This is a genomic window from Saccharibacillus brassicae (assembly GCF_006542275.1).
Taxonomy (GTDB): Bacteria; Bacillota; Bacilli; order Paenibacillales; family Paenibacillaceae; genus Saccharibacillus; species Saccharibacillus brassicae.
This window is the reverse complement of record NZ_CP041217.1, coordinates 2066926-2092978: the sequence shown is the minus strand read 5'-3', so window position 1 is coordinate 2092978 and position 26053 is coordinate 2066926. Positions and strand designations below refer to the sequence as shown.

20 protein-coding genes are annotated in these 26053 nt (G+C 57.9%); 14 read left to right on the top strand and 6 right to left on the bottom strand.

What is annotated here, in order from left to right; all coding sequences use genetic code 11:
- On the top strand, nt 1-1452 hold the full coding sequence (locus FFV09_RS08790) for a stalk domain-containing protein (RefSeq protein WP_141447486.1): 1452 nt from the start codon (nt 1-3) through the stop codon (nt 1450-1452).
- A gap of 111 nt (nt 1453-1563) precedes the next feature.
- Here FFV09_RS08790 and FFV09_RS08785 read toward each other — a convergent pair whose 3' ends face one another.
- The 3 genes from FFV09_RS08785 to FFV09_RS08775 all read right to left on the bottom strand — a co-directional run bounded on the left by FFV09_RS08785 (nt 1564) and on the right by FFV09_RS08775 (nt 6099).
- The gene (locus FFV09_RS08785) at nt 1564-2919 is read right to left on the bottom strand and encodes a helix-turn-helix domain-containing protein (protein WP_141447485.1); all 1356 of its coding nucleotides are present in this window, start codon (nt 2917-2919) and stop codon (nt 1564-1566) included.
- 10 nt (nt 2920-2929) lie between these two features.
- On the bottom strand, nt 2930-4264 hold the full coding sequence (locus tag FFV09_RS08780; protein ID WP_141447484.1) for a hypothetical protein: 1335 nt from the start codon (nt 4262-4264) through the stop codon (nt 2930-2932).
- 452 nt (nt 4265-4716) lie between these two features.
- On the bottom strand, nt 4717-6099 hold the full coding sequence (locus tag FFV09_RS08775) for a DNA-binding protein (RefSeq protein ID WP_141447483.1): 1383 nt from the start codon (nt 6097-6099) through the stop codon (nt 4717-4719).
- A gap of 441 nt (nt 6100-6540) precedes the next feature.
- Between FFV09_RS08775 and FFV09_RS08770 the strand changes: the two genes are divergently transcribed.
- The 9 genes from FFV09_RS08770 to FFV09_RS08730 all read left to right on the top strand — a co-directional run bounded on the left by FFV09_RS08770 (nt 6541) and on the right by FFV09_RS08730 (nt 17617).
- The gene (locus FFV09_RS08770; RefSeq protein ID WP_141447482.1) at nt 6541-7392 is read left to right on the top strand and encodes a uroporphyrinogen-III synthase; all 852 of its coding nucleotides are present in this window, start codon (nt 6541-6543) and stop codon (nt 7390-7392) included.
- Between the two features lie 70 nt (nt 7393-7462).
- Nucleotides 7463-7849 carry a phasin family protein gene (locus FFV09_RS08765; protein ID WP_141447481.1) on the top strand — a complete coding sequence of 129 codons (387 nt, stop codon included), beginning with the start codon at nt 7463-7465 and terminating at the stop codon, nt 7847-7849.
- Between the two features lies 1 nt (nt 7850).
- Nucleotides 7851-9524 (top strand): ABC1 kinase family protein, encoded by a 1674-nt coding sequence (locus FFV09_RS08760; RefSeq protein WP_141447480.1) that lies wholly within the window; start codon nt 7851-7853, stop codon nt 9522-9524.
- 320 nt (nt 9525-9844) lie between these two features.
- On the top strand, nt 9845-11293 hold the full coding sequence (locus FFV09_RS08755) for a SulP family inorganic anion transporter (RefSeq protein ID WP_141447479.1): 1449 nt from the start codon (nt 9845-9847) through the stop codon (nt 11291-11293).
- A 107-nt stretch (nt 11294-11400) separates the two neighbouring features.
- On the top strand, nt 11401-13125 hold the full coding sequence (locus FFV09_RS08750) for a DEAD/DEAH box helicase (protein WP_141447478.1): 1725 nt from the start codon (nt 11401-11403) through the stop codon (nt 13123-13125).
- Nucleotides 13126-13384: 259 nt separating this feature from the next.
- Nucleotides 13385-13600, top strand: coding sequence for an aspartyl-phosphate phosphatase Spo0E family protein (locus FFV09_RS08745; protein WP_246098510.1), 216 nt, complete (start codon nt 13385-13387; stop codon nt 13598-13600).
- A gap of 482 nt (nt 13601-14082) precedes the next feature.
- Nucleotides 14083-14514 (top strand): AbrB/MazE/SpoVT family DNA-binding domain-containing protein, encoded by a 432-nt coding sequence (locus tag FFV09_RS08740; RefSeq protein WP_246098509.1) that lies wholly within the window; start codon nt 14083-14085, stop codon nt 14512-14514.
- A gap of 308 nt (nt 14515-14822) precedes the next feature.
- Nucleotides 14823-15698 (top strand): ABC transporter ATP-binding protein, encoded by an 876-nt coding sequence (locus FFV09_RS08735; protein ID WP_246098508.1) that lies wholly within the window; start codon nt 14823-14825, stop codon nt 15696-15698.
- A gap of 524 nt (nt 15699-16222) precedes the next feature.
- Nucleotides 16223-17617 (top strand): FAD-dependent oxidoreductase, encoded by a 1395-nt coding sequence (locus FFV09_RS08730; protein ID WP_141447476.1) that lies wholly within the window; start codon nt 16223-16225, stop codon nt 17615-17617.
- A 264-nt stretch (nt 17618-17881) separates the two neighbouring features.
- On the opposite strand, the gene FFV09_RS08725 is transcribed toward FFV09_RS08730, so the two are convergent.
- Nucleotides 17882-18853: a phosphotransferase family protein gene (locus FFV09_RS08725; RefSeq protein ID WP_141447475.1), complete on the bottom strand. Its 972-nt coding sequence runs from the start codon at nt 18851-18853 to the stop codon at nt 17882-17884.
- Nucleotides 18854-19123: 270 nt separating this feature from the next.
- On the opposite strand from FFV09_RS08725, the gene FFV09_RS08720 reads away from it, so the two are divergent.
- Both FFV09_RS08720 and FFV09_RS23705 read left to right on the top strand, forming a co-directional pair.
- Nucleotides 19124-19981, top strand: a complete 858-nt coding sequence (locus FFV09_RS08720) for a formate/nitrite transporter family protein (protein ID WP_141447474.1) — start codon at nt 19124-19126, stop codon at nt 19979-19981.
- Between the two features lie 246 nt (nt 19982-20227).
- Entirely contained in the window at nt 20228-20404 is a 177-nt protein-coding gene (locus tag FFV09_RS23705; RefSeq protein WP_170314970.1) for a hypothetical protein, read from the top strand.
- 311 nt (nt 20405-20715) lie between these two features.
- Here the strand turns inward: FFV09_RS23705 and FFV09_RS08715 are convergent, their stop codons facing one another.
- Both FFV09_RS08715 and FFV09_RS08710 read right to left on the bottom strand, forming a co-directional pair.
- Nucleotides 20716-21300 (bottom strand): LOG family protein, encoded by a 585-nt coding sequence (locus FFV09_RS08715; RefSeq protein ID WP_141447473.1) that lies wholly within the window; start codon nt 21298-21300, stop codon nt 20716-20718.
- A gap of 132 nt (nt 21301-21432) precedes the next feature.
- Nucleotides 21433-22251, bottom strand: a complete 819-nt coding sequence (locus FFV09_RS08710; RefSeq protein WP_141447472.1) for a hypothetical protein — start codon at nt 22249-22251, stop codon at nt 21433-21435.
- Nucleotides 22252-22668: 417 nt separating this feature from the next.
- On the opposite strand from FFV09_RS08710, the gene FFV09_RS08705 reads away from it, so the two are divergent.
- Together FFV09_RS08705 and FFV09_RS08700 are read left to right on the top strand one after the other, a co-directional pair.
- Nucleotides 22669-24801, top strand: coding sequence for a molybdopterin-containing oxidoreductase family protein (locus tag FFV09_RS08705; protein ID WP_170315140.1), 2133 nt, complete (start codon nt 22669-22671; stop codon nt 24799-24801).
- Between the two features lie 8 nt (nt 24802-24809).
- Complete coding sequence (locus FFV09_RS08700; protein ID WP_141447470.1) at nt 24810-26030, top strand: MFS transporter; 1221 nt, start codon at nt 24810-24812, stop codon at nt 26028-26030.
- The last annotated feature ends 23 nt before the right edge of the window (nt 26031-26053 follow it).

The following is a 26053-nucleotide window of genomic DNA, read 5'->3' as shown; positions in this document are numbered from 1 at the left end:
ATGGATAACAAAGGTTATCGCAAGTTTTTGCTTAAATTTACCGCCAGCGTGCTCGTGTTCGCGCTGCTGGTCGGTTCGTTCATGTATGTCGTCGACCCGCTGCAAATGTACCGCAAGTCGTCGTTGTACCCGCCGCTGTATTCGTCGCAGGAGCGTTACCAGAACGCGGGGCTCGCCCGCAGCTACGATTACGATACGATCATTCTCGGCAGTTCGATGACCCAGAACTTCGTGCCGTCGTACGTCGAGAGCGTGCTGGGCGGCCAAGTGATGAAGCTGTCGATCGAAGGTTCGACGGCGATGGAACAAAGCGCCGTCGGACGGACCGCGCTGGATACCGGCAAGGTCAAGCGCGTTCTCTGGGGCCTCGATTACTTCGCGATGCGCCAGGATGTCGGGGCGGAGTCGGAGAATATGCCGATGTACATGTACGACAACAATCCGTTCAACGATTACGAATATTTGTTCAATATCTCGAACGTCAAGCATGCGTGGAGAGCATTGACGACGCCGGAAGAAGAGTCCAAAGCGTTCCGCAATCTGGATCTGCTGCGCAACTGGGACAAATCGGCCAAGTACAGCCAGGCGGCCGTGCTCGACACATGGGAGAAAGCCCGAATCAAGGAAGCCGGCTACGGCAAAAACGAATTTTCGCTCGAAAACGTGGAAGCCGTGTTCAACAAATACGTGCTGAGCCTGATCGAAGAACATCCGGAAGTGGAATTCACGTTCTACTACCCGCCGTACACCATTTTGCGTCAGCAGGTGTGGGCGGAGACGAATCCGGTCCGGGCGGAAAACCAATACGCGATGAAAAAGTATATGTTCGAACAGTTCAGCAAGCATTCGAACGTCAGCGTGTACGATTTTCAGGAAGATTCGTCGATCACGTACGATCTGGGCCAGTATAAAGACTTGTCCCACCACAGCCAGGCGATCAACGAACGGATTGTGCGCGAAATCGCGGAAGGCAAAAATTTGGTGACCGCGGACAACGTGGACAAGTTCAACGAAGAGCTGGAGAGCCAGCTCTCGCATCTGGCGGTCGATATGGACAGCGGAGCGTTCAGCCTGTTCGTCTACGTCGACGACAAGGAAGTGGAATTCAGCGTGCCGGCCCAGGTGCGCGAAGGCCATATTCTCGTGCCGATCAAAGAGCTGGCGGCCGCATTGGGCGCCGAATTCGGCTTCGACGGCACGAGCGTCGTCAAGCTGCGCAAAGGCGACGTCGTCGCGACGCTGACCAAAGGCAGCTCGCAGATGACCGTGCAGCGCGGCGGGGACGAAGCCGATGCGCAGACGGTCGATCTCGGCTACGAGATGCAGAACCTGAGCGGCAGCATGATGGTCGCGGTCGAGCCGGCTGCCGACGCGTTCGCGCAGTCGCTCGAAGTGACGGAGCCGCAGCCGTATCTCAAAGAGATCCGGATCAAGACCGGTTCGGCGGAATAAAGCCTTGCCGCGCGCGAAGTTCGTTCGCGCACACCGATAACGAACAAGCGCCGCGGAACGGGGATCTCCCTGCTCCGCGGCGCTTGTTCGTTTGGGCCGCGGCGTTCCGGGCTATTCGGCTTCGCCGGCCGTCTCGGGAACGAGCGGCACGAACATCGGCGGCAGCGACAGCAGCGAAGCGAGCTGCCGGAAATGCTGCGGATTGTTCAATTCCTGCGACAGCTGCCAGCAGTGCCGCACATGCTCCGCAGCCTGGGCGCATCGGCCGCGTCGGTTATGGTAGACGGCCAGATGGAAGTGCAGACTGGCAAAGCTGCTGCGTACGATCGGTTCCGGATAATAATTATCGGGTCTCTGCGCCATGTAACGATCCAGCGGCACGTAATGGTCTTCAAGCAGGCGGTCGACGTCCGCGTCGTAACGGTTCGCCGCTTCGACGATGTTGACCAGGCCGCTCACCGTTTCGTTCGGATGGCGCTGCATGTAGGCGGAATAAGCCGGCAGAACGGACAAATTGCCGAGCGTCAGCTCCAGATCGAGCATGTTGCCGAGCGCGAACACCTTGAAATTTTCGACTTCCGCCCGTCCGTCGTCGTCCAACCCTTCGAAGCCGTCCAGATTGCCGTAGCGTTCGCCGTACGGCCGCGCTTCTTCGTAGCGCTTCTGCCCGATCAGCGCCAACTGCTTATGCAGGAGACCGCTGCCGTAATAGAACACGAGCGATTTGACCGGCCGGACCGGCGGTTCGTCTTCCTGCGGCTTCGCCTTGCCGGAGCGCAGCTCGGCGTACAGCCCGGAAGCGGCTTCGAACAGCTCGTCGGCCGCGGCTTCCATCTCGGCGTACTTGCCCAGCTCGTAATAGAGGTTGCCGAGGCGCAGAAGCGCGTCGAGTCTCAGGCGGATCGGAAGCAGGCCGCAAAAAGGTTCGAACCGGACAGCGGCTTTGAGCTTTTCTTCGCCGTCTTCGCCGAGCCGGGCGCGAAACAGCCGGTACTGGCTGACCGCTAAGCGGAGCGAATGCTGGTGTTTCTCGTGTTCGATGACGCTCTCGTAGAACGGGATAGACTGGATAAAATGACCGTTCATGAACAGTTCTTCGCCTTTTTCGAACACGAACGGCACGTATTTGAGATCTTCGAGCAGCCGCCGCAGCACTTCATGCACGAGATCGGTCCGTCCCGATTCCGAGCAGGCCAGCAGAAAAGGCTCGATTCGCCGCCGGTTCGGCTTGCCGCCGTAGAAGCATTCCCCGACATATTCGTCGAACAGCCAGCCCGGCGGCATACCCAGCGCCCGGGTGATCGTATCCAGTTGGTGAAAAGAAACGGGCTTCGGCGGCGTGCTGTTCAGGATTGCGCTGAATACGCCCCGGTTAATGCCCGATTTTTCGCTCAACGTCGAGAAGTTAAGGCCTTGACTCGCCATTTCTTTTTCGATCGCCGAACGCAGTTCAAACGATTTTTGCATGATGCACCTCTCAGAGGTCCTCCGGTTCGGACTGCCCGCTGTACATGAGCGTGAGCGAAGCGAGCAGCCGGAACATTCGGTGATTGTTCAATCGACTCGAGAGCTCCCAGCTTTGCAGCGCCGCTTGAAGCGACTCTTCGAACCGGCCCCGGCCGAAGTGGTAGATCGAGAGCTGGTAGAGCAGGCGGGCGAAGCGATTGCGGCATACCTGTCTGTAGTAGGCGTTGTCCTGCATTGCCAGCATCTGCTCCAGGTCGAGCGGAAAGCGCGGCAGCCATTCGTCGACCGAGATGCCGAACCGGTTCGCGGTCTTGAGCAGAACGATGAGGCCGGATACCGTTTCTTTGGGATGCAGTTCGAGCATGTCGATATAATCGGGCAGCACTTCGAGCTCTCCGCCGAGCAGCCGGCAGCCCAGTTGATTGGCGTGCGCGAACAGCGTCATGCCCCGGGCGGCCTGCTGCGCTTCGGCGTCGCTGCCGGCCAGCCAGCTCAAGTCTTCGTAAAAGCGGGAATACGATTGGGCGGCCTCGAATTCGCCTTTTTCGCACAGGGCGATCTGCTTGACGACATAACCTTGCCCGTAATAAAAGACGAACGTCCGGCCGAGCGGGGAATCCGGGCGGAACGGTCTTCCGGGCTTTTCTTTCGTGCCGAACAGCCGGAGGCAGAGCGAGATCAGTTCGTCGCCCAGCTTCTCCAGTTCTTCGGCGTCCATGCGGTTGTAGCACAGGTAAGCCATGATCAGCAGCGATTCCATCTTGAGTTCGTCGGGCAGATTATCGCGGTAAGGCGAGAAAGCATTGAGCTGGCGGGAGTTGTTCTCTTCGTCCTGATTGAGCCGGAGCATGAAGAGGCGGTAATGGCAGACCGCTTTTTCCACGGAATGACGGTCGTCCTGATGCAGCAGCATATACTCAAATAGACGTTCGACGAGAGTTTTGGTTCCCTCTTTTTTGAAACCATGCTCCGCGATTTCAAACAGGAGCGGCAAATAACGGGAATCGCCTTCGAGCCGGGCCAGAATCCGTTCGACGCATGCCGCCTGCCCGAGCTCGATACATCTTGTCAGGAACGGCTTGATTCGGCTTCGGCTCGGACGGCCGTCGAAGAAGCATTCGTCGACGTAAAGGTCGAAGTAAGCTTCTTCCTTGAGCCCGAGCGCCGAAGTGATTTGGTTCAAATGATGAAAAGCCATCGGACTGCGACGCGACGCTCCGCCCACGAGAATGAGGCTGAGCGATCCGCGGGAGATTCCGGATTTTTCCGACAAAACGGAGAAGTTGTAACCCAACTCCCGCATATCCTGTTTGATGGCCGATCGAAGTTGGTTGGAAGTCTGCATGTAGGCACCTCGGTCAGGAATATGAAAAAGCCGACCCGACGAATGTCGGGCGGAAAATTGAATTGCAAGCTAGAAAAACGTGTACTCTTCTATAGATCGATTCATTATAAGCCCCGATAGCGAAACGTTTGTGACATATCTTTAATATCTTAGTAACTAAATAAAGAAAAGTGTAGGGTTGGGGGGAGGTGGAAGGAGGGACTTGGCTCGCTTATTTTTGTACTCGAATAGGTGGTTTTTTTAAGTGAATTCATCGCTTTCAAAAAGTGATTTCAAACAAAAAAGAGTACAACTGCGCGTTCGAGAACGCACTGCTGTACTCTTTTTAAGTCAAACTTTAGGTACCTACACCGTTAACCAGAAGTTTGAAAGCAAAATCTACCGTTGAATAAACCGGTGAAGAAACGAGCAAAAAAGAAGCAGTCATGACCAAAATCAGGCCTTTAGCCGATTTACGCATTTTGATACATCTCCTTCATGAGAATTTCGTATCTTTTCGTCTGTTCCAGAGTTGCGAAAGTTCTAAATTCTTCAAAAAAAGGAACGCATTTCATGAACACATTCTTATTGCTTATTTTAATTGATTTTTTTAATGATTGTAAAGAGTAATCGATCGCGCGCACGTAATTTTCTTTTTTTGCATAATAAATCGACAGTTCGTGGAAAAGGTTTGGCAGAATTCGATTTATCGTCGTTTGTCTGTAATAACTGTCTTTGATTTTAGGTATGTCTTCTTCGTCTTTTAAATAAGCGGAAAAATGATGGATCACAAAATCTATGGAGAAGGAATGCTTGTTTGCGGATTCTATGATGGTTAAAAAACTCGGGAGGATCTCTTGGGGATGTTGTTCCAAAAATTGCATGTATTCCTCAAGATATTCGGTATTGCCCATTAGTATTTCAAGATTAAGTCTATTGGCTTTCGCAAAAAGCTTGAACTTATCGACTTCGATTTGCCCATCGGAATCGAGTCCTTCAAACCAACTCAAGTCTGCATATTTATCGATAAAGGCTCGTGCTTCTTCGTAATGCTCCTGAGCTTCAAGCATGCCGCCTTTGACTAAGTAACCTTGTCCATAATATTTGACAAGCGGTCGATCGGTCATCAACGGTTCGTATTTTTTGCTTTTTTTTCGTTTTGCATTTTCATTTTCGTATACGGTTGCAGAAAATTCGATCAACTCGTCGGCGTAATGTTCCGCAGTTTTCCAACGTTCAAGCGAATAATAAACGTTCGTCAACTGAAGCAGACCGTCCAAACGATGATGATCGGGAAGTTTGCCGCAGAACGATTCAAAACGAAGCGCCGCACGAAGGTTCTGCTCGTTATCTTCTCCAATCGCCGCCCGGAAAATCCGATAGTGGCTGATCGCCAGCCGCTCCGAATGATGGTATTTCTCGTTCTCCACCACGCATTCGTAGAAAATGAGCGATTCCTGTTTGCGGCCCGTCGTGAACAGCGTCTCCGCGATGTCGAAGATCATCGAGACGTGCTTGAGATCTTCAAGCAGGCGGGACAGCACTTCGCGGATGCAGTCGGTTCGTCCGAGTTCGGCGCAGCGAATCAGGAAAGGCTCGACGCGTCGCCGGTTGGGCTTGCCGTCGTAGAAGCATTCTTCGATATACAGGTCGAACATCCAGCCTTCCGGTTTGCCGAATGCGCGGGTGATCGCTTCCATCTGGTTCAGGGAAATCGGCTTCGGCGGGGTTCCGTTCAAGATGGCGCTGAAGATGCCGCGGTTAATGCCGGACCGTTCGCCGAAACTGGAAAAGTTCATGCCGAGTTCGGCGATGCCGTTTTCAATTTCCGAACGGAGAGTTTTCGTTAGTTCCATGTCTGCACCTCGCTTACGCTGCTAGAGTCCATTCCGGGTCTAGGCTTCTCATATAATTCTTTTAATACTAGTAATTTACAATATACAGGACAAAATGAATAAAGGTCAACGACTTTCGCACAGGCAAAAAATGGATGGAACCGGGAGCGTATTCGTTGGCTGCATTTCTTACATTTAGAGGAAAAAATCGGCTCGTGTACGGACTTGGATGGTGCGTTAGATTATATATCGGAAAGCCAAGGGAAGATATGATAGTAATTTTGGCCATACATGAATATAAGTATTTTTAAGGGTAAAAGAGAAGGGAAGGACGCGCTTTTCGGGATTCGGGGTGTTTTGGGTCCGGGCGGTTGCAATTTTGCGTCGGGGAAGCGAAAATAGGTGGAAAGCGGCACGGCCGTATGGAAAGCCTTCTACAAGGACAAGGGAGGGGCAAATCGGTTGGCGAAAAGACTGGAAGGAAAACGGATCGCGATTACCGGTCCGCGCAAAGCGGAAGAGTTGAGCAAAATCGTGCAGAACATGGGCGGAACGGCGCTCGTGCGCCCGGCGCAGGGAACGGTGTTTCTGGACGAACCGGAGCTGGGCGGCGGAATCTCGGAATGGATCCGCCTGAAGCCCGAGTGGTCTCTGCTGACGACCGGGATGGGGCTGGAAGCGCTGATCAATACGGCGCAGGAGATGGAAGTGTCGGAAGCTTTTATGGAAGCTTTGGCCCATTCGAACGTCGCGGCCCGCGGGTACAAGACGGTCAACGCGCTCAAGAAGCGCGGGATCGCTCCGGTCGTCCGCGACGACGACGGCAGCACGGAAGGATTGATTCGCGAGCTGGAAGGACACGATTTGTCCGGAACGAAAGTGATGGTGCAGCTGCACGGCGATCCGGCGCCGCATCTCGTCTCCTGGCTGGAGAGCCGCGGGGCTTCGGTGCGCACGGTGCTGCCTTACAAGCATATCGCGCCGCCGGACGAACAGCTTGAACAGCTGCTGGGCGACATTCTCGAACGCCGCGTGGACGCCGTGACGTTCACGAGCGGTCCGCAGGTGCGTTTCCTGATCGCTCATGCGGCCGCGGCGGGCAAAGAAGAAGCGCTGCGGGCTTCGTTCGAGCGAGAGGTCGTGGCGGTGGCGGTCGGCAAAGTGACGGCCCAGTCGATCCGCGAAGAAGGCATCGAGCGCGTGATCGCGCCCAAAGAAGAGCGGATGGGCAGCATGATGGTGGAATTGGCGAAGTATTACGCGGCTTCCGGCGAACAACGGGCGGAAGACGGGGAAGAAGAAAGCACGATTTGAGCTTTCGCGTTCCTGAAGGTTGCAGGGGACAAGCGAACGTATCCCATTTCATAAACGGAGGAATCTTTCAATGAGCGATCTGTTTAAAAAGGCGTTGTCTCTCGGAATCGGCCTGACGGTAGCAAGCAAGGAAAAAGTGGAGAAAACGGTCGAGGAATTGGTGAAAAAAGGCGAGATCGCGCCGTCCGAATCGAAAGCGGTCGTCAACAAGCTGATCGAGCGCGGAGAAGAAGAACGTTCGACGATCAAGAACATGGTGCAGGATCAGGTTCGCCGCGTGCTGCAGGAACTGGACGTTCCGTCCGGCAGCGACGTGGTCAGTCTTGAGCAGCGGATCGCCGTGCTGGAACAGCGCGTCGCCCAGCTCGAAGGCGGCAAGCCTGCGGTAACGGCAGACCCGGCTGCGGAGACGAACAACTACCGGACAGGCGCGCCGGGCGAAACGACGGCCGAGTAACATGGCGGTCCATATCCGGCATGCCGGCCGCTACCGGGAAATCGCGGTCGCATTGATCCGGCACGGCTTCGGCTATATGGTCGAGGAGATGGGACTGACGCGCGTTCTGCGGCTGCCTATCCGCTGGATTCGGCGCGAGGCGCCGGAAACGAAAACGCTCGGCGAGCGTATCCGTCTCGTCATGGAAGCGCTCGGGCCTACGTTCATCAAGCTGGGGCAGCTGGCGAGCACCCGCTCGGACCTGCTGCCGGCGTCCGTCGTGCTGGAACTGTCCAAGCTTCAAGACGACGTGCCCCCGTTCGGGGCGGAAGAAGCGAGGCAGATCGTGGAGCTGGAACTCGGCGGTTCGATCGAGAGCTTCATGACCGATTTTTCGGAAGAGCCGATCGCCGCCGCTTCGATCGGGCAGGTGCACAGCGCCCGCCTGATCGAAGGAGGGCAGCGGGTCGCGGTCAAAGTGCAGCGGCCCGGCGTCAAGCGGCTGGTCACGCGGGATCTGGAAATTTTGCACGATCTGGTCGCGCTCGGCGAGAAACGCTGGGAGTGGGTAACCCGCTACCAGGTGACGCAGCTCGTGGACGAATTTGCGCGCTCGATGGAAGCGGAGCTGGACTATACGTCGGAAGCGCGCAACATGGAGCGGATCTCCGCGCAGTTCAATCAGGACCCCCATATCCACGTGCCCGACGTGATATGGGCCTGTACGTCCGAACGCGTGCTGACGATGAGCTACATCGAAGGCATCAAGCCGACGGACCGGCAGTACCTCGAACATCGCGGCTACGACGTGAAGACCATCGCATCGCGGATCGTGAACGCCGTGCTGAACCAGATTTTTATCGCCGGCTTTTTCCATGCGGACCCGCATCCGGGCAATCTGCTGATCATGAAGGACGGATCGATCACGTTTCTCGATTTCGGCATGGTCGGCCGGCTCAGTCCGGATATGCGGGAGTACCTGTCGTCGCTTGTTATTGCGCTGATGCGGCAGGATACGCCGGCGATGGTACGGGCGATCGAACGGATGGGCATGATCCACGAAGAGACGGACGTGGGCGCGCTCAAGCGCGATCTGGAACGGCTCAGGGAGAGATATTACGACGTGGCTTTTTCCGACGTCAATCTCGGGCAGGTCATCAACGATTTCTTCTCCACGGCCCGCCAGCACGGTATCGGCATTCCGCCGGATCTGCTGATGCTGGGCAAAGCGCTGATCACGACGGAAGGCATGGTGGAGCAGCTCGATCCGTCGCTGAGCATCGTGACGCTGGCCGAACCGTTCGGCCGCAAGCTTGCCCGGGAGAAGTTCGGGCCCGACCGGCTGCGGCGCAAAACGGTCAGCGGGGCGCTCGGCCTGGCCGATTCGCTGGCGGGGCTGCCGGACCGGCTGCGCCATCTGACGTCCTTCATCAGCGGAGGCCGGGTCAAGGTCGAACTGGAGATGCCGGAGCTTCGGCGGGCGTCCAAGGGCGTCGACCGGCTCGTCAACCGGCTGGCGTTCAGCATCGTGCTGCTCGCGTTCAGCATCGTCATGGCCGGCCTCGTGGTCGGCGCTTCGCTGGCCCAGAAAGAGACCGTCATCTGGAATTATCCGATCATCGAGATGGGACTGGTCGTGGCGGTGCTGATGGTGCTGCTCCTGCTGCTGTCCATTTTCAAGTCGGGTCGTTTCTAGCGGGTGCAAATTCATGAAAAAAGCGGAAATAAACGGGTCAGACGGCGAAAAGGTTAGGAAATCGCCTTCTGGCTCTTTGTTTTGCGATTTTGCTGCTGTAGCCGTGCCTGTTCGAATTCTGTATAATGAGGGTCTTGACGACAACGGACCCGGGTTTTTCTGAAAGGGGAAAACGCCACGACTACTACCCTTTCAACGCTTAATCACAGGTTTACGTTTTCCTGAAACGCACACGCTTTAGGTGCGATTCAGGGGAGCGTAACCTTACCTTTAGTGTTGACAAGGTATTACAACAGTGAGATACGGAAAGCGAGAGGATTATGGAGTTCAGACAACAATGGTTCGGCAATGTGCGGGGCGATGTCCTGTCCGGCATCACGGTGGCGTTGGCGCTGATCCCGGAAGCGATCGGATTCTCGATCGTGGCGGGCGTCGATCCCATCGTCGGTTTGCATGCGTCGATCGTCATCGCGATCGTGATCGCGTTCGTCGGCGGGCGAGCGGGCATGATCTCGGCGGCGACGGGCGCAATGGCGGTGCTGATGGGCAGCCTGTACCGCGATTACGGGATGGAGTATTTGTTGGCGGCAGGCGTGCTGGCCGGCATCATTCAGGTTCTGCTCGGCGCTTTCGGCATCGGGCGCTTTATTACGTTTATCCCGAAGCCCGTCATGACGGGCTTCGTTAACGCGCTTGCGATCATTATCTTCATGGCGCAGCTTCCGCAGTTCGTCGGGGCGGGACCGGCGATGTATATCGTGGTAGCGGGCACGCTCGCGATTATCTACGTCCTGCCGCGGTTTACCAAAGCCGTTCCGGCGCCGCTCGTGGCGATCGTCGTCATGTCGCTGATCGCCGTCTGGTTGAACCTGGACGTCAAAACGGTCGGGGAAATGGGCGAACTCGGCAATACGCCGCCGATGTTCCATATCCCGCAGATCGAGCTGACCTGGAATATGTTCAGGGTCATTCTGCCGGTGTCGATCTCGCTGGCGCTGGTCGGTCTGCTCGAATCGCTGCTGACGGCCACGATCGTGGACGACATGACCGAGACGAAGAGCAGCAAAAACGTCGAAGCCCGCGGTCAGGGCATCGCCAACATCGTCAACGGATTTTTCGGCGGCATGGCCGGCTGCGCGATGATCGGGCAGTCCGTCATCAATATCAAGTCGGGCGGCCGCGGCCGGCTGTCGACCTTTACGGCCGGCGCGTTCCTGCTGGTCCTGCTCGTGCTGCTGGGCGATATCGTCAGCCGGATTCCTCTGGCGGCGCTGGTCGGCGTCATGATCATGGTCTCGATCGGCACGTTCGACTGGAGCTCGCTGTACCGGGCGAACAAGATTCCGATCGCCGATACGATCGTCATGCTGGTCGTAGTCGGCATCGTCGTGGCGACCGACAATCTGTCGATCGGCGTAGGGGTCGGCGTCGTGCTGTGCACCTTGCATTTCGGTTGGAAAATCGCGAAGCTTAAAGTGACGGCGAATGTCGGGGCGGAAGACGGAGCCAAAGTATACGAAGTGCGCGGCCAGATGTTTTTCGGAACGGCGTCGCATTTCGTGGAACATTTTACGCCGGCGAACGATCCGGACCGGGTCGTGATCGACTTTTCACATTCGCATATCTGGGACCACTCGGCCGCTTCGGCGGTCTCCCGAGTCAAATTCGAGTATTACAAGTTGGGTAAGCAGGCAGACATTCGCGGACTGAACGACGAGAGCCGCGCAACGATTGAAAAAACGGGACTTTCCGCGCCTTCGGGCCATTGATTTCGGAAAAGGGGCGATCCGCTTGGACGGATGCCCTTTCTTTTGGAATTCGCATCAAGCGAATGCCAGCATCGCGGAAGAAGTCCCCACACGGAGGAATATACAGAATGAAAACATTTAAAGATTTGGGGATCGCTCCCGAGGTGCTGGACCGTTTGCAGGCACAGGGCATTACCGTACCGACTCCGGTACAGCAGGCTTCGCTTCCGCTCGCTTTGGCCGGACGCGACCTGATGGTTCAGGCGCAGACAGGCACCGGCAAGACGCTGGCCTTCATCCTGCCGATTCTGGACAAGATCGCAGCCGGACGCGAATGGAACGACGGCGGCCGCTCGGAAGGCATGGGCCTTCCGCCCGCGCTCGTCGTGGCACCGACGCGCGAACTGGCGCTGCAGATCACGGTCGAAGCCCGCAAGATGGCCGGACCGGAAATGCGCATCCTGTCCGTATACGGCGGCCAGGACGTCGAAGCGCAGCTGCATAAGCTCAAAAGCGGCTGCGACCTCGTCATCGGCACGCCGGGACGCCTGCTGGACCATATTCGCCGCGAGACGCTGAAGCTCGGCAAGGTCAAGACGCTCGTCCTCGACGAAGCGGACCAAATGCTGCATATGGGCTTCCTCAAAGAAGTTCAGGCGATCATCGAAGCGACGCCGCCGTCCCGCCAGACGATGCTGTTCTCGGCAACGCTGCCGGACACGGTGCGCCATCTGGCCGGCGCGTACACCAAAGACGCCGAGCAGATCAGCATTACGCCGACCGAGAAGATTCCGGCGCGCAATATTCGCCAGATCGCGCTCGAATGCACGGATCGCAACAAATACGATGCGCTCAAGTTCCTGATCAACCGCGACAATCCTTATCTGGCAGTCGTCTTCTGCCGGACGAAGCGCCGCGCTTCCAAGCTGAACGAAGACCTGCAGCTCGAAGGCTTCAACTCCGCCGAGCTGCACGGTGACTTGTCGCAGAACAAGCGCGAGCAGGTTATGCGCGCGTTCCGCGAAGCACGTCTGCAAATCCTCGTCGCGACGGACGTTGCGGCGCGCGGCCTCGACGTCGAAGGCGTCTCGCACGTCTTCAACTTCGATATTCCGCAGGATACGGACAGCTATATCCACCGGATCGGCCGGACCGGCCGCGCCGGCGATAAAGGTCTGGCGTACACGTTCGTCGCGCAGCGCGACCACGGCATCCTGGATCTGATCGAACAGGCGACCCGGCAGCGGCCGGAACGCGTCGCTTTCCAGAACGGCGGCGTTATTCGCGTCGCCGACGCTTCGCGCCGCACGGGCGGCGAAGGCCGTGAAGAACGCGAAGGCCGCGAAGGCTCCGTCAAGGGCGGCGCCCGGCGCGGCTCGGGCGGAGGCCGCAGCAATCAGGAAGGCGGCCGGGGGCGCCGGGGCAGCGAGAGCGCCGGCGGACGCGGCGAAGCTTCGCGCGGCGCCGCGCGCCGCGTAGCCGGCGGCGAAGACCGCGCCGGACGCGACGGCGCGGGAGCCAACCGCCGCGGCGGCAGTGCCCGCGGCGAGAGCGCGGGCCGGGGCGGAGCGCGCAGCGAAGGCAGCGGCTCCGCGGGAGCCGGCCGCGCAGGGCGCACCGGCGGCGAGCCGGGCCGCGGCAGCGGCGGGTACTCGCGCGGCGCCGATACGGAGCGCAGCGCAGGACCTTCGCGCGGCGGAAGTCCCGACCGCGGCGGTCAAAGCCGCGGCGGCAAGGGCGGTTCCGGCCGCAGCGGCGGAGGCCGTCCGGAAGGCGGCGGCAGCGGTAACGGCGGACGCAGCAGCGGCGGCGGTCGCGGGTCCGACTCGGGCAGCCGCGGTCGGCGCCGCTAAGCGGCGATAGCTGCCGGCTCTGCCCGCGCCGGGTCAGTCCGGCCGGATAGAATGAAGTGACGACAAAACGAGCCCCGGGGATTGTCCGGAGGCTCGTTTTTTTAAGTTTTCCCTAAAGGTTTTCTCTTCGCTTTTTCTCGCGGAATTCGGCATAAATCTACCCCATGAAAAGTGATTTTTTATGTTATTTTAGCAAGAATTGTTTTTCAGTATCAGAGCCTATCATTACAAAGTAAGCACGAGAAAGAAGGTGACCGTATTGGCTTACAACGCTTACCGCAGCGAAGAACCGTTGTACACCATGATCGAGTACTTGAGGCACGAACTGCTGAAGATCACGGAGCATAAAAGCTTTTGCGACCGGGATGTTGTCGAGTTAAGCCAGCGGTTGGATGCTTACATTGTACTCGCGCAGCGACAGAAGTCACAACGCCCGCAAGCGGAATCAGGCAGTTTGCAGCAGACCGCTTATTAGAAGTCGGCCGGTATCCAACGTATATTCTTATAATTACGACTTATGAATGATGCTGAAGCCGTACAAGCAACCTCATGAAAACCGTTTGATCAAATGAATGGATTCCGGCCCCACCGATCCATCTTTTGATTAGACGGTTTTTTTCCATATGCTAAAAACCGGACCGCCTTGTTTACATATTTTATTTTTTTATTTTTTTGTTATCTTGATGTAGCTACACTTTACCGTTACAATAAGTTTAGTGCGATTTTGCCCGTATTTACGGGATGCAAGCGGAATACCGACCTTTTAGGTTCGTTTTGCGAAATCGGAAATATTCGAAACCTTTCGATACAAAAGCAGGATATTTTTTAGCTAATAATTTATAATTTTTCGGACAAAAAGTAGCAATTTATCCGAAATATGCTATACTACGTATTAACTTAATCTTTTGCTAAACGCTAACTCAACATAGAGAGGAATATAAAATGAAGGATACTGGTATGATTCGTAGCTTGGACAGTCTCGGACGGATCGTCATTCCCAGCGAGATTCGGGGAACACGAAATATCGAGATTGGCGATTCGTTGGAATTTTTCGTAACTGACGACGGAATGCTTGTGATGCGCAAGTACAAGTCGACGGAATGTGCGTTCTGTCGTACGTTGGATAGTGTAGTTTATTACAAGGATCAATTCGTATGCGGGGCATGCCTGCAGGAATTGAAGCATGCGCCGGTCGTTCCGGTTCAGCAGGCGGCACCGATCGAAGAGTCCACTTCCAAGAAGCGGATTCGCGTATCGGACATGCTGCCTCGCCTGGAGCAGGCGTTGATCGATCACCCGGAAGCCAGCCAGAGCGAAATTGCCCAGATGTTGGGCATCAGCCAGAGCCGGGTCAGCCAGCTCAAGAAACAGCTCAAGTATAAATCCTGATTCGAAATCGTTTGCGAGCAAGAAGCAGCGCAGAGTACGTCAAGCGAAAAGGTCGGAAAGCCAAGGGGGCTTTCGGGCCTTTTTGTGTTATTCGGAGGTGGGCGGCGATAAATTTAACTTGACATTTGATAATGATTATCAGTATCTTAAACAGTAATGAAGAACCGATGAAGATCCGATAATGTTCAACGAATGCTCTTTTACGAGCACATTTTGGCAGACCGACGTTTTTTTCGAGTTTTATGAAGGCTTGCGAGCCGAGTCGCAACCAGCGGCCCAAGACCTTTCGGAAAGGAATGATTTGTTCTATGTTCCGTTTAAGCACATCCAACCTTGATATCGCCTACGAAGACCGTCTGATCGTCAAGGATCTCAATATCGAAATTCCGCAGGGCAAGATTACCGCGCTGGTCGGAGCGAACGGCTCCGGCAAGTCGACCATCCTCAAGACGATGGCCCGCCTCATGCGTCCCAAGAGCGGCAGCGTGCTGCTCGACGGCAAGTCGATCCACAAGCAGTCCACGCGCGACGTTGCCAAGCAGTTGGCCATTTTGCCGCAGACGCCGACCGCCCCGGAAGGACTGACCGTGACCGAGCTCGTATCTTACGGCCGTTTTCCGCATCAAAAAGGCTTCGGCGCGCTGAAGGCGGAAGACAAGAAGGTCGTGGAGTGGGCGCTCGACGTGACCGGCATGCGCGAATTCCACGATCGTCCGATCGACCAGCTCTCGGGCGGCCAGCGTCAGCGGGCCTGGATCGCGATGGCGCTCGCCCAGGAGACGGACATTCTGTTCCTCGACGAACCGACCACGTACCTGGACATGGCGCATCAGCTCGAAGTGCTGCAGCTGCTGCATGACCTGAACAAGACCGAAGGCCGGACGATCGTCATGGTCGTGCACGACCTCAATCACGCTTCGCGGTTCGCCCAGCATATGATCGCGATCAAGAACGGCGAAGCGCTCGCGTCCGGCTCGCCGCTGGAAGTCATGTGCCCGCTCGTCATGCACGAAGTGTTCGGCATCGAAGCCGATATCGTGACCGATCCGCGCACCGGCGTGCCGCTGTGCCTGCCGTACGCGCTGTACGCGCTGTCGGAAGGCAAGCGCGATCCGCTGCCGGGAGGCATGCTTCCGCTGACTCCGCAGAGCGGCGTGGACGCGCGGCGTACCGCTTCGCAGTAAGCCTGCCGTATTCGCCGCCTTGCGCTGCCGAACGCGGCGCCGTCCGAAGCTTGATTCGAATCGCAGGATTAGCCGTATTTTCAACGATATGTCCAACCGCATTCCCAACCGTATTCCGGCCGCCTGCCGGGGTACGGTTTTTGGCATGGCCAAGAAGAAGTCGTCCGGTTCGAACACAGGCACCGGCGTACGCTGTGACAAATCTTACGACCATGGCGGAGCAAAGGGGCAGAAGAGCGTACCGTTTGTGACAACTATGTGAATATGGGTGCAAAGTTGTGTTTACCTCTTGCAATGTGAAATATGTCACACTATAATAAGAGTATCAGGTGAACGAATTCACAAGCTAACCTGGACAGCAAGGTGAAGAGATTCACAATCTTAAATGATTGCCGAGTCAACGTCCCCCATACCGGGTAGTTCTTACAAAACCTTTTTTTTAACGTAGTATGTACAAGTTTTCACATCACTGTCGGATGCAAAAGCGTTATCCCATAAAAAATATTCTACTGGAGGAATTACTCATGAAGATCGCAGTTATCGGTTGTACGCACGCAGGAACCGCCGCTATCGTCCGCACCGCCAAGCTGTACCCGGACGCCGAGATCACGGTGTACGAACGCAACGACAACATCTCCTTCCTCTCGTGCGGCATCGCGCTGTACGTCGGCGGAGTGGTCAAAGACCCGAACGGCCTCTTCTATTCCTCCCCGGAACATTTGGCCGCTCTCGGCGTACAGACCCGGATGCGCCATGAAGTGCTGAACGTCGACGCGGCCGGCAAGACGCTCACCGTGCGCAACCTGGAAACGGGCGAAGAATTCGGCGATACGTTCGACAAGCTGATCGTAACGACCGGCTCGTGGCCGATCATTCCGAAGTTCGAAGGCATCGAGCTTGAGAACATCATTTTGTCCAAAAACTTCAACCATTCCAACACGATCATCGAAAAAGCGAAAACGGCCAAAAACGTCGTCGTCATCGGCGCGGGCTATATCGGTGTCGAGCTGGTCGAAGCGTTCGAGATGAACGGCAAAGAAGTGACGCTGATCGATGCGGAGAAACGGATTCTGAGCAAATACCTGGACGCCGAGTTTACCGATCGCATCGAAGATTCCCTGACCGAAAAAGGGATCACGCTGGCTCTGGACGAAAAAGTCGAGCGGTTCGAAGGCAAAGACGGCAAAGTGCAAAAAATCATCACGACAAAAGGCGAACACGAAGCGGACCTTGTCATCTTGTGTATCGGTTTCCGTCCGAACACCGAACTGCTCAAAGACCAGGTCGACATGCTGCCGAACGGCGCGATCCTCGTCGACAACTATATGGAGACCAGCGTCAAAGACGTGTACGCGGCCGGCGACAGCTGCGCGATCCGTTACAACCCGACCGGCAAAGCCGCTTACATTCCGCTCGCTACGAACGCGGTGCGTATGGGTACGCTCGTCGCGATGAATCTGGTCGAGAAGAAAATCGCCTACATGGGCACCCAGGGCACGAGCGGCATCAAGATCTATGAAGACAACATCGCAGCGACAGGCATGACCGAGACAGCGGCGCGGGAAGCGGGCCTCGATATCGCGACCGCGACGTTCGAAGACAACTACCGTCCGGAGTTCATGCCGGAATTCGAGAAAGCGACATTCAAGATCGTGTTCGAAAAAGACAGCCGCCGCATCGTCGGTGCGCAGCTGATGTCCAAAGTGGACCTGACCCAGTCGATCAACACGCTGTCGGTCTGCATCCAGAACAAGATGACGGTCGAAGAATTGGCCTTCGTCGACTTCTTCTTCCAACCGCATTACAACAAGCCTTGGAACTACCTGAACTCCCTCGGCTTTGCCGCGATGGAAGCCCAGCCGGTCGAAGAACGCGAAGAAAAAGCGGCCCGTTCCGTGCAAAAACAGACCCAGGCGTAAATCGCCTGAGTCTTGGGTGTTAAAAAAGAATAGACCCTATCGAAAAGCCCGCCGATTCGGCGGGCTTTTCGGCTTGCGCCGTTTGTTATACGCGGTTCGTTAGTAAGCGGTTCATGGTAGGTGGTTCATTGTACGCGGTTCATTGTATGCCGTTTGTTAGGCGTCGTCAGTGTTGGGCGCTCGGTTCATGCCGCAGATTTGGAGGGATTTGTATAGTCGGCCCGGTCTGCCGCCAGAGCGCCGGTCTGAAGACGAGGCTGCAGCCTAGCTTTCGTCCAGCCATTTCGGCGTATCGCGCCGGAATCCGTCGAAGTCGTCCCAGATGATCCGCGACCGGCTCAGCGTATCCGTAATTTCCGGTTCGCCGAACGGAATCGCCCAGACGATCGCGAACAGACACTCTATCGCGCAGTACAGGGAGACTCTGCCCCAGAAGTCGGGATCGCGGGGGCCGCTCTCTCTATAACCGCGCAGTTGGCCCCGGGCAAAAGAAGGACTGATGCCGCTCGTGAACGTCTCCATCCGGTTGAAGTCGCGCAGCGGATCGCCGGTGCCGGAACGGTTGAAATCGATCACGTTCAAGCCGCCGTCCGGTCCGAGGATCATATTGCCGGGATGATAATCGCCGTGCCGGAACCCGGCCGGCACGCCTTCAAGCAGCGGCAGCCGGGCTTCGATCCGCGCAAGCAGTTCGGCGCCGAACGGAAGCCGGTAGCTTCCGTTCTCGTAAGCCTGAATTTTGCGCGTCACCTCGCGGCGCACGGTATTCGCCGGCGCTTCCGCACCGGCCGGAACGCTCAAGCCGTGCATGCGGCGCAGCCAGGTGCCGGCGTCCCGGCCCCGGGCGTAAGCTTCTGCGCCGGAGAGCCCCGGCAGCATCTCCTGCGCGTCTTCGCCTTCGATCCAGCTCAGCAGCGAATAGACGAAGGGTGCGCCGGCTTCGGGGAACGTCCGATCCGCCGCTCCTTCGCAGATGCCGAACTCGATCGGGAGCGACATCGGAATGCCGAGCTTCGAAGCCTGGCGTACCCGTTCGAATTCTTCGCGCTTGGCTTCGGCCAGCCCCGGATCGGACAGCCGAAGCAGAAGCAGCTGCCCGTCTCGGGTCCGGATACGGTATTTGCGATCCGCGGACCAGCCTTTGTCGACCGGCTCGGCCGCCGCCCAGCCGTTCGATCCGGGGATAACGTTCATCCAGCGGGGAATACCGGGTTCTTTTGCAAAAAAATCGATCATGAAGGTTCACCGCCTTTCCCTGTATGATAGCACGGGCAGCCCGGCCATAAATAGGGGAAACGGGAGGCGGAAAGCGGGGAAATGCCGAGCGATGAAACGGGGAAAAGAAGACCCGAAGAAGAAACGGAAAATAGGACAAGAAAAATAAGTGAAAAGATTCACTTTATACATTTCGGTATGAGATTTGTCACGTACTCCGGCGAGTGCCTGAGCTAAAATGAGTACGACAAGGGAAGGTTCAAATTTTAGCTATCAAAGGAGACATCAACCATGGCTTATTGCAAACCGCCGCAAATCGCGGAAGTCACCGTTGAGAACGGCGTCAAAAAAGCGCACAGTCCGCTCTCTTCCGTATTGATCCTCGGATTTCTGGCCGGGGCGTTTATCGCGCTCGGCTTCCTGCTCGATATTCGCGTGATCGCGAATACGCCTGCCGAATGGGGCAGCATGGCCAATTTCGTCGGCGCAGCCGTGTTCCCGGTCGGCCTCGTGCTCGTGCTGCTGGCCGGCGGCGAGCTACTCACCGGCAACATGATGGCCGTGCCGCTGGCACGCCTGGCGCGGCGCATCTCGACAGGCGAGATGATCAAGAACCTGATCCTGATCACGCTCGCGAACTTTGCCGGCGCGATCTTCGTCGCCTATTTCTTCGGCCATATCGTCGGGCTGACCGCTTCCGGCCCTTATCTGGACAAGCTGGTCGACATGGCCGGACACAAGATCGACAGCACGTTCCTGCAATCGTTCGTCTCCGGGATCGGCTGCAACTGGCTGGTGGCGCTGGCCGTCTGGCTCAGCTACGGGGCGGATAACATGAGCGGCAAAATTATCGGCATCTGGTTCCCGACGATGGCGTTCGTGGCGATCGGCTTCCAGCACGTCGTGGCCAACATGTTCCTGATTCCGGCCGCCATTTTCGAAGGCCATTTCACTTGGGGCCAATATCTCGGCAACTTCGTGCCGGTCTGGCTCGGCAATCTGACCGGAGGCGCGATCTTCGTCGCCGCCGCTTACTGGGGCACGTACCTGCGCCGGACCGGCGAGCCCCGGCCCCAGGCTGAACCGGCGCAGGCCGCGCTTGCTGCTCAAGCCGACTACGGCAAGCCGGAGCTGCAGAAGCACGCTTGATCTGCCCAAGCCGCGCCTGAGCGTGCGCGCTTTTGCGCTCGCTATAGCGCGCGGCCGCGGCCGGGTCGAACGGCCGCAGGTGGGCAAAGCCGCGGCCGTGTCCGGCGGCTCCTCGATCCTGCCCTTTGGATCGGCCGCCGTCGACCCGGACATACAGCTGTCCGGGTCGGGCGCCTATACTTGCCCCATAAGCGAACGAATGTACGCCTTGCGGGGCGGCGTTCGAAGCGGCGGGGAGGAATAGAAGTGCATCCATATTTGATGGAAAAATTGCTGGAGGAACATAACCGGCAGATCGACGACATCGACCGGAATCATTGGCAAAAAGAGCGGTTGGAGCGAACACCAAGAAGCCGGGTCTGGAGATGGGTCTGGAGACGGCCGGCATCGGCGAGGCGCGGCGACGTGCCCCGCACGTTGTAGCACGGCATAATAAAAGCGGCTTCGCCTTGTGGCGAAGCCGCTTTTGTCATAGGGCATGGCTGCCGGAAAGTCTCGACCACCTGATGCTGACCTGCAATCCACATGTTGCTGTTTGAGCGGCTTGTTCGGATAAAATGCTGACCTGCAATCCACAATTTGTTCGAAATTCGCTTTTGGCAGGCGGAATCGAAGTGAAATGCTGACTTCCGGTCCGCTTTTTGCTGTTTGAGCGGCTTGTTCGAATAAAATGCTGACTTTTGGTCCGGATTAAGCGGTCGGCAAAGCGTCACAAAGCTTCGCAGCTGTCCGCTCTAGGTGCGTTCTTCGGTCAGCACCTGCGGCACGCCGGGCGCGCGGTAAGCTTCCATGCGGTCCAGCAGTTCGGCCGGGTCTTCCGCCGTCAGCATCATCGCCCGGTGATGCGGCATGACGAAGCCTTCGCCGGTCATCCGGTCGAACAGCGCGATCAGCGGATCGTAATAGCCGGCCGAATTCAGCACGCCGGTCGGCTTCGTATGCAGCCCGAGCTGCGCCCAGGTGAAAATCTCGAAATATTCTTCCATCGTGCCGGAGCCGCCGGGCAGCGTGACGAACCCTTCGGCCAGCTCGGCCATTTTGGCTTTGCGTTCATGCATGGATTTGACCATGATCAGCTCGGTGAGGCCCGTATGGGCGATCTCCCGGCCCTGCATGAAGTCCGGCAGCACGCCGATCGCCCGGCCGCCGCCTGCGAGCACGGCGTCGGCAACGGCGCCCATCAGGCCCATGCGCGAACCGCCGTAGACGAGCGTGATTCCCCGAGCCGCCATCTCGCGGCCGAGCGCCCGCGCGCTGTCCATGTAAGCCGGCGAAGCGCCTTCTCTCGAACCGCAGAATACCGCAATGCTGTTTGGCATGATGCAAATCTCCTTTTCCTCTAATCATAGCACGGAGGCCGACAAGCGCCCAGCCCCGAACGCCGGGTAAACAGACGGTAAATCCTGTCGATTATCCAACCCCTGCCGCCGGGCGCAAGGGGTCATCGTGCGTCAATACTGCCAGGTATAGACGGTCCTGCCTGCCCGGTCGAGCGCTTCGATGTATTGAATATCCCGGGCGGCACCGCCGTTTGCGTCGCGATCGTCGGAGATCACATAGCTGAGCTGGTCCGCTTCGATCGGGATCACTTCGCTGCCGTTTTCGTCATGTATGACGATCTGTTCGATCCGTTCGTCGTTGACGGAGCCGTCGAAGTAGGAGAAGTCGATGGCTTCACGGTCTTCTTTTTCGCCTACGCCCATGAAACCGTTGCCCGGCACAAACGGCAGTCGTTTGCCTTCGTCGGTCAGTTCGGGGGAGAAGTTCAGGCTGTGGTAGATGTACGTATGACCTTTGAGCCTGGCCAGTACCTTGCCGGTATAAGGCACGCCTCGGTAACGGTAAGGAAACGAAGCCAGCACCCAATCGCCCTGGACGATCTCGGAGTCGATCCGGATGCCGCTGACGTCGTGCTTGTATTCGTAGGCGGCCGCCTGCTCGACGATCTCTTCGAGCGAAGAAGCGGCTATCGTTTTTTGCCGGACGAGAATGCTTATGTTACCGGTCAGATCCACTTCGTCAGGATCGCCCATCGATTTCGCTTCCGGCACCTTGTCCCACGCTTGGCGCAGTTCGGTCTCGCCGCCTTTTTTCCAAGTGTAGCCTTTGAACGCCGAAGCGTAACCGACGTACGGCTTCTGCTGGTCGGGGTACCGCTTGACCTGAATAATACGGTCTTCGAGCACTTGGCCGGCCCATTCGTTCGGCGAGCAGGCGGTGAGCGCCAGCAGGCAGACGGCCGCGGGCATCCACGCTTTTTTTCTGGACACAGTCTTCCCCTCCTTGTTGATCCGAGGTGTCGGGCAATCCCGGGTATGCAGAGTAGACGTTCGGGCCGGCAAAAAAGTTGGATAAAAAAGGCATTAAATAAAAAAAGGCATTAAATCAAAAAAAGGCCCCGGGTCGTAAAAAGAGGCGGACATAACAAATTAGCCTTCACAAGTCCGGGGGAAGGAGCTTGTGAAGGCTAATTTTCGGGAGTGGTCCATGATATGGCAGCAGGAACAGCTTATGAAGGGGACATCATTTACTGCCTAATTGCCAATGCTTTTTAATACCCCGTAGTCCGCCGCATTGAAACACTGCCGCACCCGATCGGACAAAATATTTTGCGGACAAATTATGCTACAATAAAGGCCGGCAAGAAATTACGATTCGAACACCGAAAGGAGCCGTCCGTCATGAACATGACCGAACGGCCGAGCGGCGTCTTTCCGGCAGTCTGCCCGCTTGACTGCCCGGACGCCTGCGGCCTGCTGCTGCACAAGGAAAACGGCAAAATCGTCAAAGTCACGGGCAATCCCGCGCATCCCGAGACCAAGGGAGCGATCTGCAACAAAGTGAGAAACATGGCCGAGCGGGTGCATCATCCGCAGCGCCTTCTATATCCGATGCGGCGTTCCGGCCCCAAAGGGTCCGGGGAATTTGTCCGCATCTCCTGGCCGGAAGCGATTTCGGAAATCGCGGACCGGTTCCAGGCATTGTCCGCGGAGCACGGACCGCAGAGCATCCTGCCCTACAGTTTCTACGGCAATATGGGCGTGCTCAACGCCGAAGGCATGGACCGCCGCTTTTTCGGGCGCCTCGGCGCTTCGAAGCTCGAGTATACGATCTGCAATTCGGCGGGCAATGCCGGCTGGCGCTACACGATGGGCTTCGGCGGCGGATCAAGCCCGCAGGACACGCTGAACGCGAAGCTGTTCATCGTCTGGGGCGGCAACATCGTCAGCACGAGCATGCACCAGGCCGTGCTTATGGAGCAGGCCCGCAAGAACGGCGCGACCGTCGTCGTGATCGACGTGCACAAGAACCTGACCGGGCGCCGCGCGGACTGGTTCGTTCCGCTGCATCCGGGCACCGATACGGCGCTCGCGCTCGGCTTGATGCACGTGCTGTTCGAACGCGGGCTGACCGACGTGGATTTCCTGCGGGAGCATACGGTCGGGCACGCGGAACTGCGCGAGCACGTGCGGGCGTATACGCCGGAGCGGGTCTCGCGCATTACGGGCGTGCCGGCCGAAGACATCGTCCGGCTCGCGCTGATGTACGGCGAGACCTCCCCGAGCCATATCCATATCGGCAACGGGCTTCAGCACCACGACAACGGCGGCATGGCCGTGCGGACCGTATCCTGCCTGCCGGCGCTGACCGGCCAGTGGAGCCGGGGCGGCGGCGCGTTCAAGTCCAACGGCGCCTATGCGTCGCTGAACGACGACGCGCTTCAGCGGCCCGATCTGCGCCCCGATCCGGGCGTGCGGAAGATCAATATGAACGCTCTGGCCGACGCGCTGCTCACGCTTGAGCCCAAAGTGCGCGGACTGTTCGTGTTCGGCAGCAATCCGGCCGTCGTGGCGCCCGAATCGGGCCGCGTGCGCGAAGGGCTCCGGCGCGAAGATCTGTTCACGGTCGTGCACGAGCTGTTCCTGACCGATACGGCCAAATATGCCGATATCGTGCTGCCGGCCACGTCGAGCTTCGAGAATACCGATCTGTACACCTCGTATTGGCACCATTACGTCCAGCTTCAGCAGCCGGTAATCGAGCCGGCCGGCGAGAGCAAAAGCAATTTCGATACGTTCAAGCTGCTCGCCGAAGCGATGGGCTTCGAAGAAGAAGCGTTCCGCGAGAGCGAAGAGGCGGTCATCGCGGCCGCGCTGGACAATCCGGACAATCCGTACCTGAACGGGGTCACGCTGGAACGTCTCGAACAGGAACGGTTCGTCGAACTCGATATGGCGCCCAAAGCCGATTACCTCAAGCGCCTGACGACGCCTTCGGGCAAGATCGAGCTGTATTCGCGGCAGCTTCAAGACCTCGGCCTGCCGGCGCTGCCGACGTACCTGCCGCTTGAAGAAGGCTTCGACGGCGAGAACAGACCGGAGCGGCAGGGCCGTTATCCGCTCATGTTCATCAGTCCGCCCAACCATAACTTCCTCAACTCTACGTTCGCGAACGTCGGCAAGCATCAGGCGATGGAAAAGGAGCCTCTGCTCCAGATCCATCCCGTCGACGCCGAGCGGCGCGGGATCGAAGACGGCGAGGTCGTCGAAGCGTATAACGACCGCGGCGTCTACCGGCTCAAAGCGGTCGTGACCGACCTCATGCTGCCGGGCACGGTCGTCAGCCAGGGGCTGTGGTGGGCCGGGCCGGACAGCCCGGGCGCAGCCGGACATTCGAAACGGCTGGCCAATGCGCTGACCTCTTCGCGGATCGCCGACATGGGCGGCGGCGCGACGTTCTTCTCGACGACGGTCGAGATCAGGCGGGCCGAAGCGGCAGCCGATTCAACATCCCCGACCGGGGCAACGAAAGAAGGATAAGGAACCTCATGAGTTGGCTTCACAGATATCCCAAAGAAATCCAGGCGCTGCTGCTGGCGAGTCTCATCAACTCGACCGGCAGCGCGCTCATGTGGCCGCTGACGACGATGTACGTCTTCGGCGAACTCGGCCGCAGCATGCAGGATGCCGGTCTGGTCATCCTGCTGCAATCGCTCGGCGGCATCGGCGGACAGCTGGTCGGCGGGGCGATGTATCACCGCATCGGCGTCAAAAAGCTGCTGGTCGGCTCGCTGCTGATCAATGCGCTGTCGCTGTTCGCGCTGCCGGTCGTCAGCTCGCACTGGCATCTCTACATGCTGACGATGCTCGTCGTCGGCTTCAGCAACGCCATGACGCTGCCGGCGATCCAGGCGTTTATCGGCTTCCGCTTCGCGGCAAGGCGCGGCGAGATCTTCAATACGATCTACGTCGGCAACAATATCGGCGTGGCGCTCGGGACGGCGATCAGCGGACCGCTGGCGGATCTGTCGTTTCCGCTGACGTTCGTGCTGAACGGCGTAACCTGCCTGCTGTTCGCCGGATACTTCTTCGTCTACCTGAACCGGGTAGACCGCTCCGGCGGCCTGCAGATCGAAGCGAAGACGTCGAAGCGGCAGCAGAAGGCGCTGCCGCTGCTTCTGAATACGCGCGTGTATCTCTACATGGGCCTCGGCGCGCTGTTTCTGTGGCTGGGCAACTGCATCTGGAACGGGGGCGTCTCGCCGTCCATTTTGTCGGAAGGCCAGCCGGCTTCGCATTACAGCATTTTGTGGACGATGAACGGCGTCCTGATCTTCGCGCTGCAGCCGCTCATCTCGTGGATGAAGCGGACGTTCGCCCGCAAGCCGGAGACGCAGATGACGGCGGGCAGCCTGTTCTATCTGGCGGGGTACACCGTGATTCTGCTGTTCCCGCAGTACGGGGCGATGGTCGCGGCGATGTTTCTGGCGACGATCGGCGAAATTTTGTTCCAGCCGGCGATGCCGGCTTTCATCTCCGAGCGGACGAGCGCCAACGCGCCGTTCTATCTCGGGGTATCGGGCGGGATCGGGCAGGGCGGACGGGTGATCGGACCTTATATCATGGGCATTTTGTACGACCGCGGCGGCCTTGAGCCGGTCGCGTGGCTTGCGGTGGCGGCGGCCGTCCTGTCGTTCGGGTTCTTCGCTCTCAATCACCGGCTCCAGCGTTCTCGCAACGCCGGAGACGGAGCGGCGGGCGAAGCGTAGACCGGCAGGGCGATCGCGCGAAA

Bases quoted from the DNA above. Each gene is read 5' to 3' on its own strand.
- FFV09_RS08790 (WP_141447486.1), top strand. From the start codon at position 1: ATGGATAACAAAGGTTATCGCAAGTTTTTGCTTAAATTTACCGCCAGC.
- FFV09_RS08785 (WP_141447485.1), bottom strand. From the start codon at position 2,919: ATGCAAAAATCGTTTGAACTGCGTTCGGCGATCGAAAAAGAAATGGCG.
- FFV09_RS08780 (WP_141447484.1), bottom strand. From the start codon at position 4,264: ATGCAGACTTCCAACCAACTTCGATCGGCCATCAAACAGGATATGCGG.
- FFV09_RS08775 (WP_141447483.1), bottom strand. From the start codon at position 6,099: ATGGAACTAACGAAAACTCTCCGTTCGGAAATTGAAAACGGCATCGCC.
- FFV09_RS08765 (WP_141447481.1), top strand. From the start codon at position 7,463: ATGAGCGATCTGTTTAAAAAGGCGTTGTCTCTCGGAATCGGCCTGACG.
- FFV09_RS08760 (WP_141447480.1), top strand. From the start codon at position 7,851: ATGGCGGTCCATATCCGGCATGCCGGCCGCTACCGGGAAATCGCGGTC.
- FFV09_RS08755 (WP_141447479.1), top strand. From the start codon at position 9,845: ATGGAGTTCAGACAACAATGGTTCGGCAATGTGCGGGGCGATGTCCTG.
- FFV09_RS08750 (WP_141447478.1), top strand. From the start codon at position 11,401: ATGAAAACATTTAAAGATTTGGGGATCGCTCCCGAGGTGCTGGACCGT.
- FFV09_RS08740 (WP_246098509.1), top strand. From the start codon at position 14,083: ATGATTCGTAGCTTGGACAGTCTCGGACGGATCGTCATTCCCAGCGAG.
- FFV09_RS08735 (WP_246098508.1), top strand. From the start codon at position 14,823: ATGTTCCGTTTAAGCACATCCAACCTTGATATCGCCTACGAAGACCGT.
- FFV09_RS08730 (WP_141447476.1), top strand. From the start codon at position 16,223: ATGAAGATCGCAGTTATCGGTTGTACGCACGCAGGAACCGCCGCTATC.
- FFV09_RS08725 (WP_141447475.1), bottom strand. From the start codon at position 18,853: ATGATCGATTTTTTTGCAAAAGAACCCGGTATTCCCCGCTGGATGAAC.
- FFV09_RS08720 (WP_141447474.1), top strand. From the start codon at position 19,124: ATGGCTTATTGCAAACCGCCGCAAATCGCGGAAGTCACCGTTGAGAAC.
- FFV09_RS08715 (WP_141447473.1), bottom strand. From the start codon at position 21,300: ATGCCAAACAGCATTGCGGTATTCTGCGGTTCGAGAGAAGGCGCTTCG.
- FFV09_RS08705 (WP_170315140.1), top strand. From the start codon at position 22,669: ATGACCGAACGGCCGAGCGGCGTCTTTCCGGCAGTCTGCCCGCTTGAC.
- FFV09_RS08700 (WP_141447470.1), top strand. From the start codon at position 24,810: ATGAGTTGGCTTCACAGATATCCCAAAGAAATCCAGGCGCTGCTGCTG.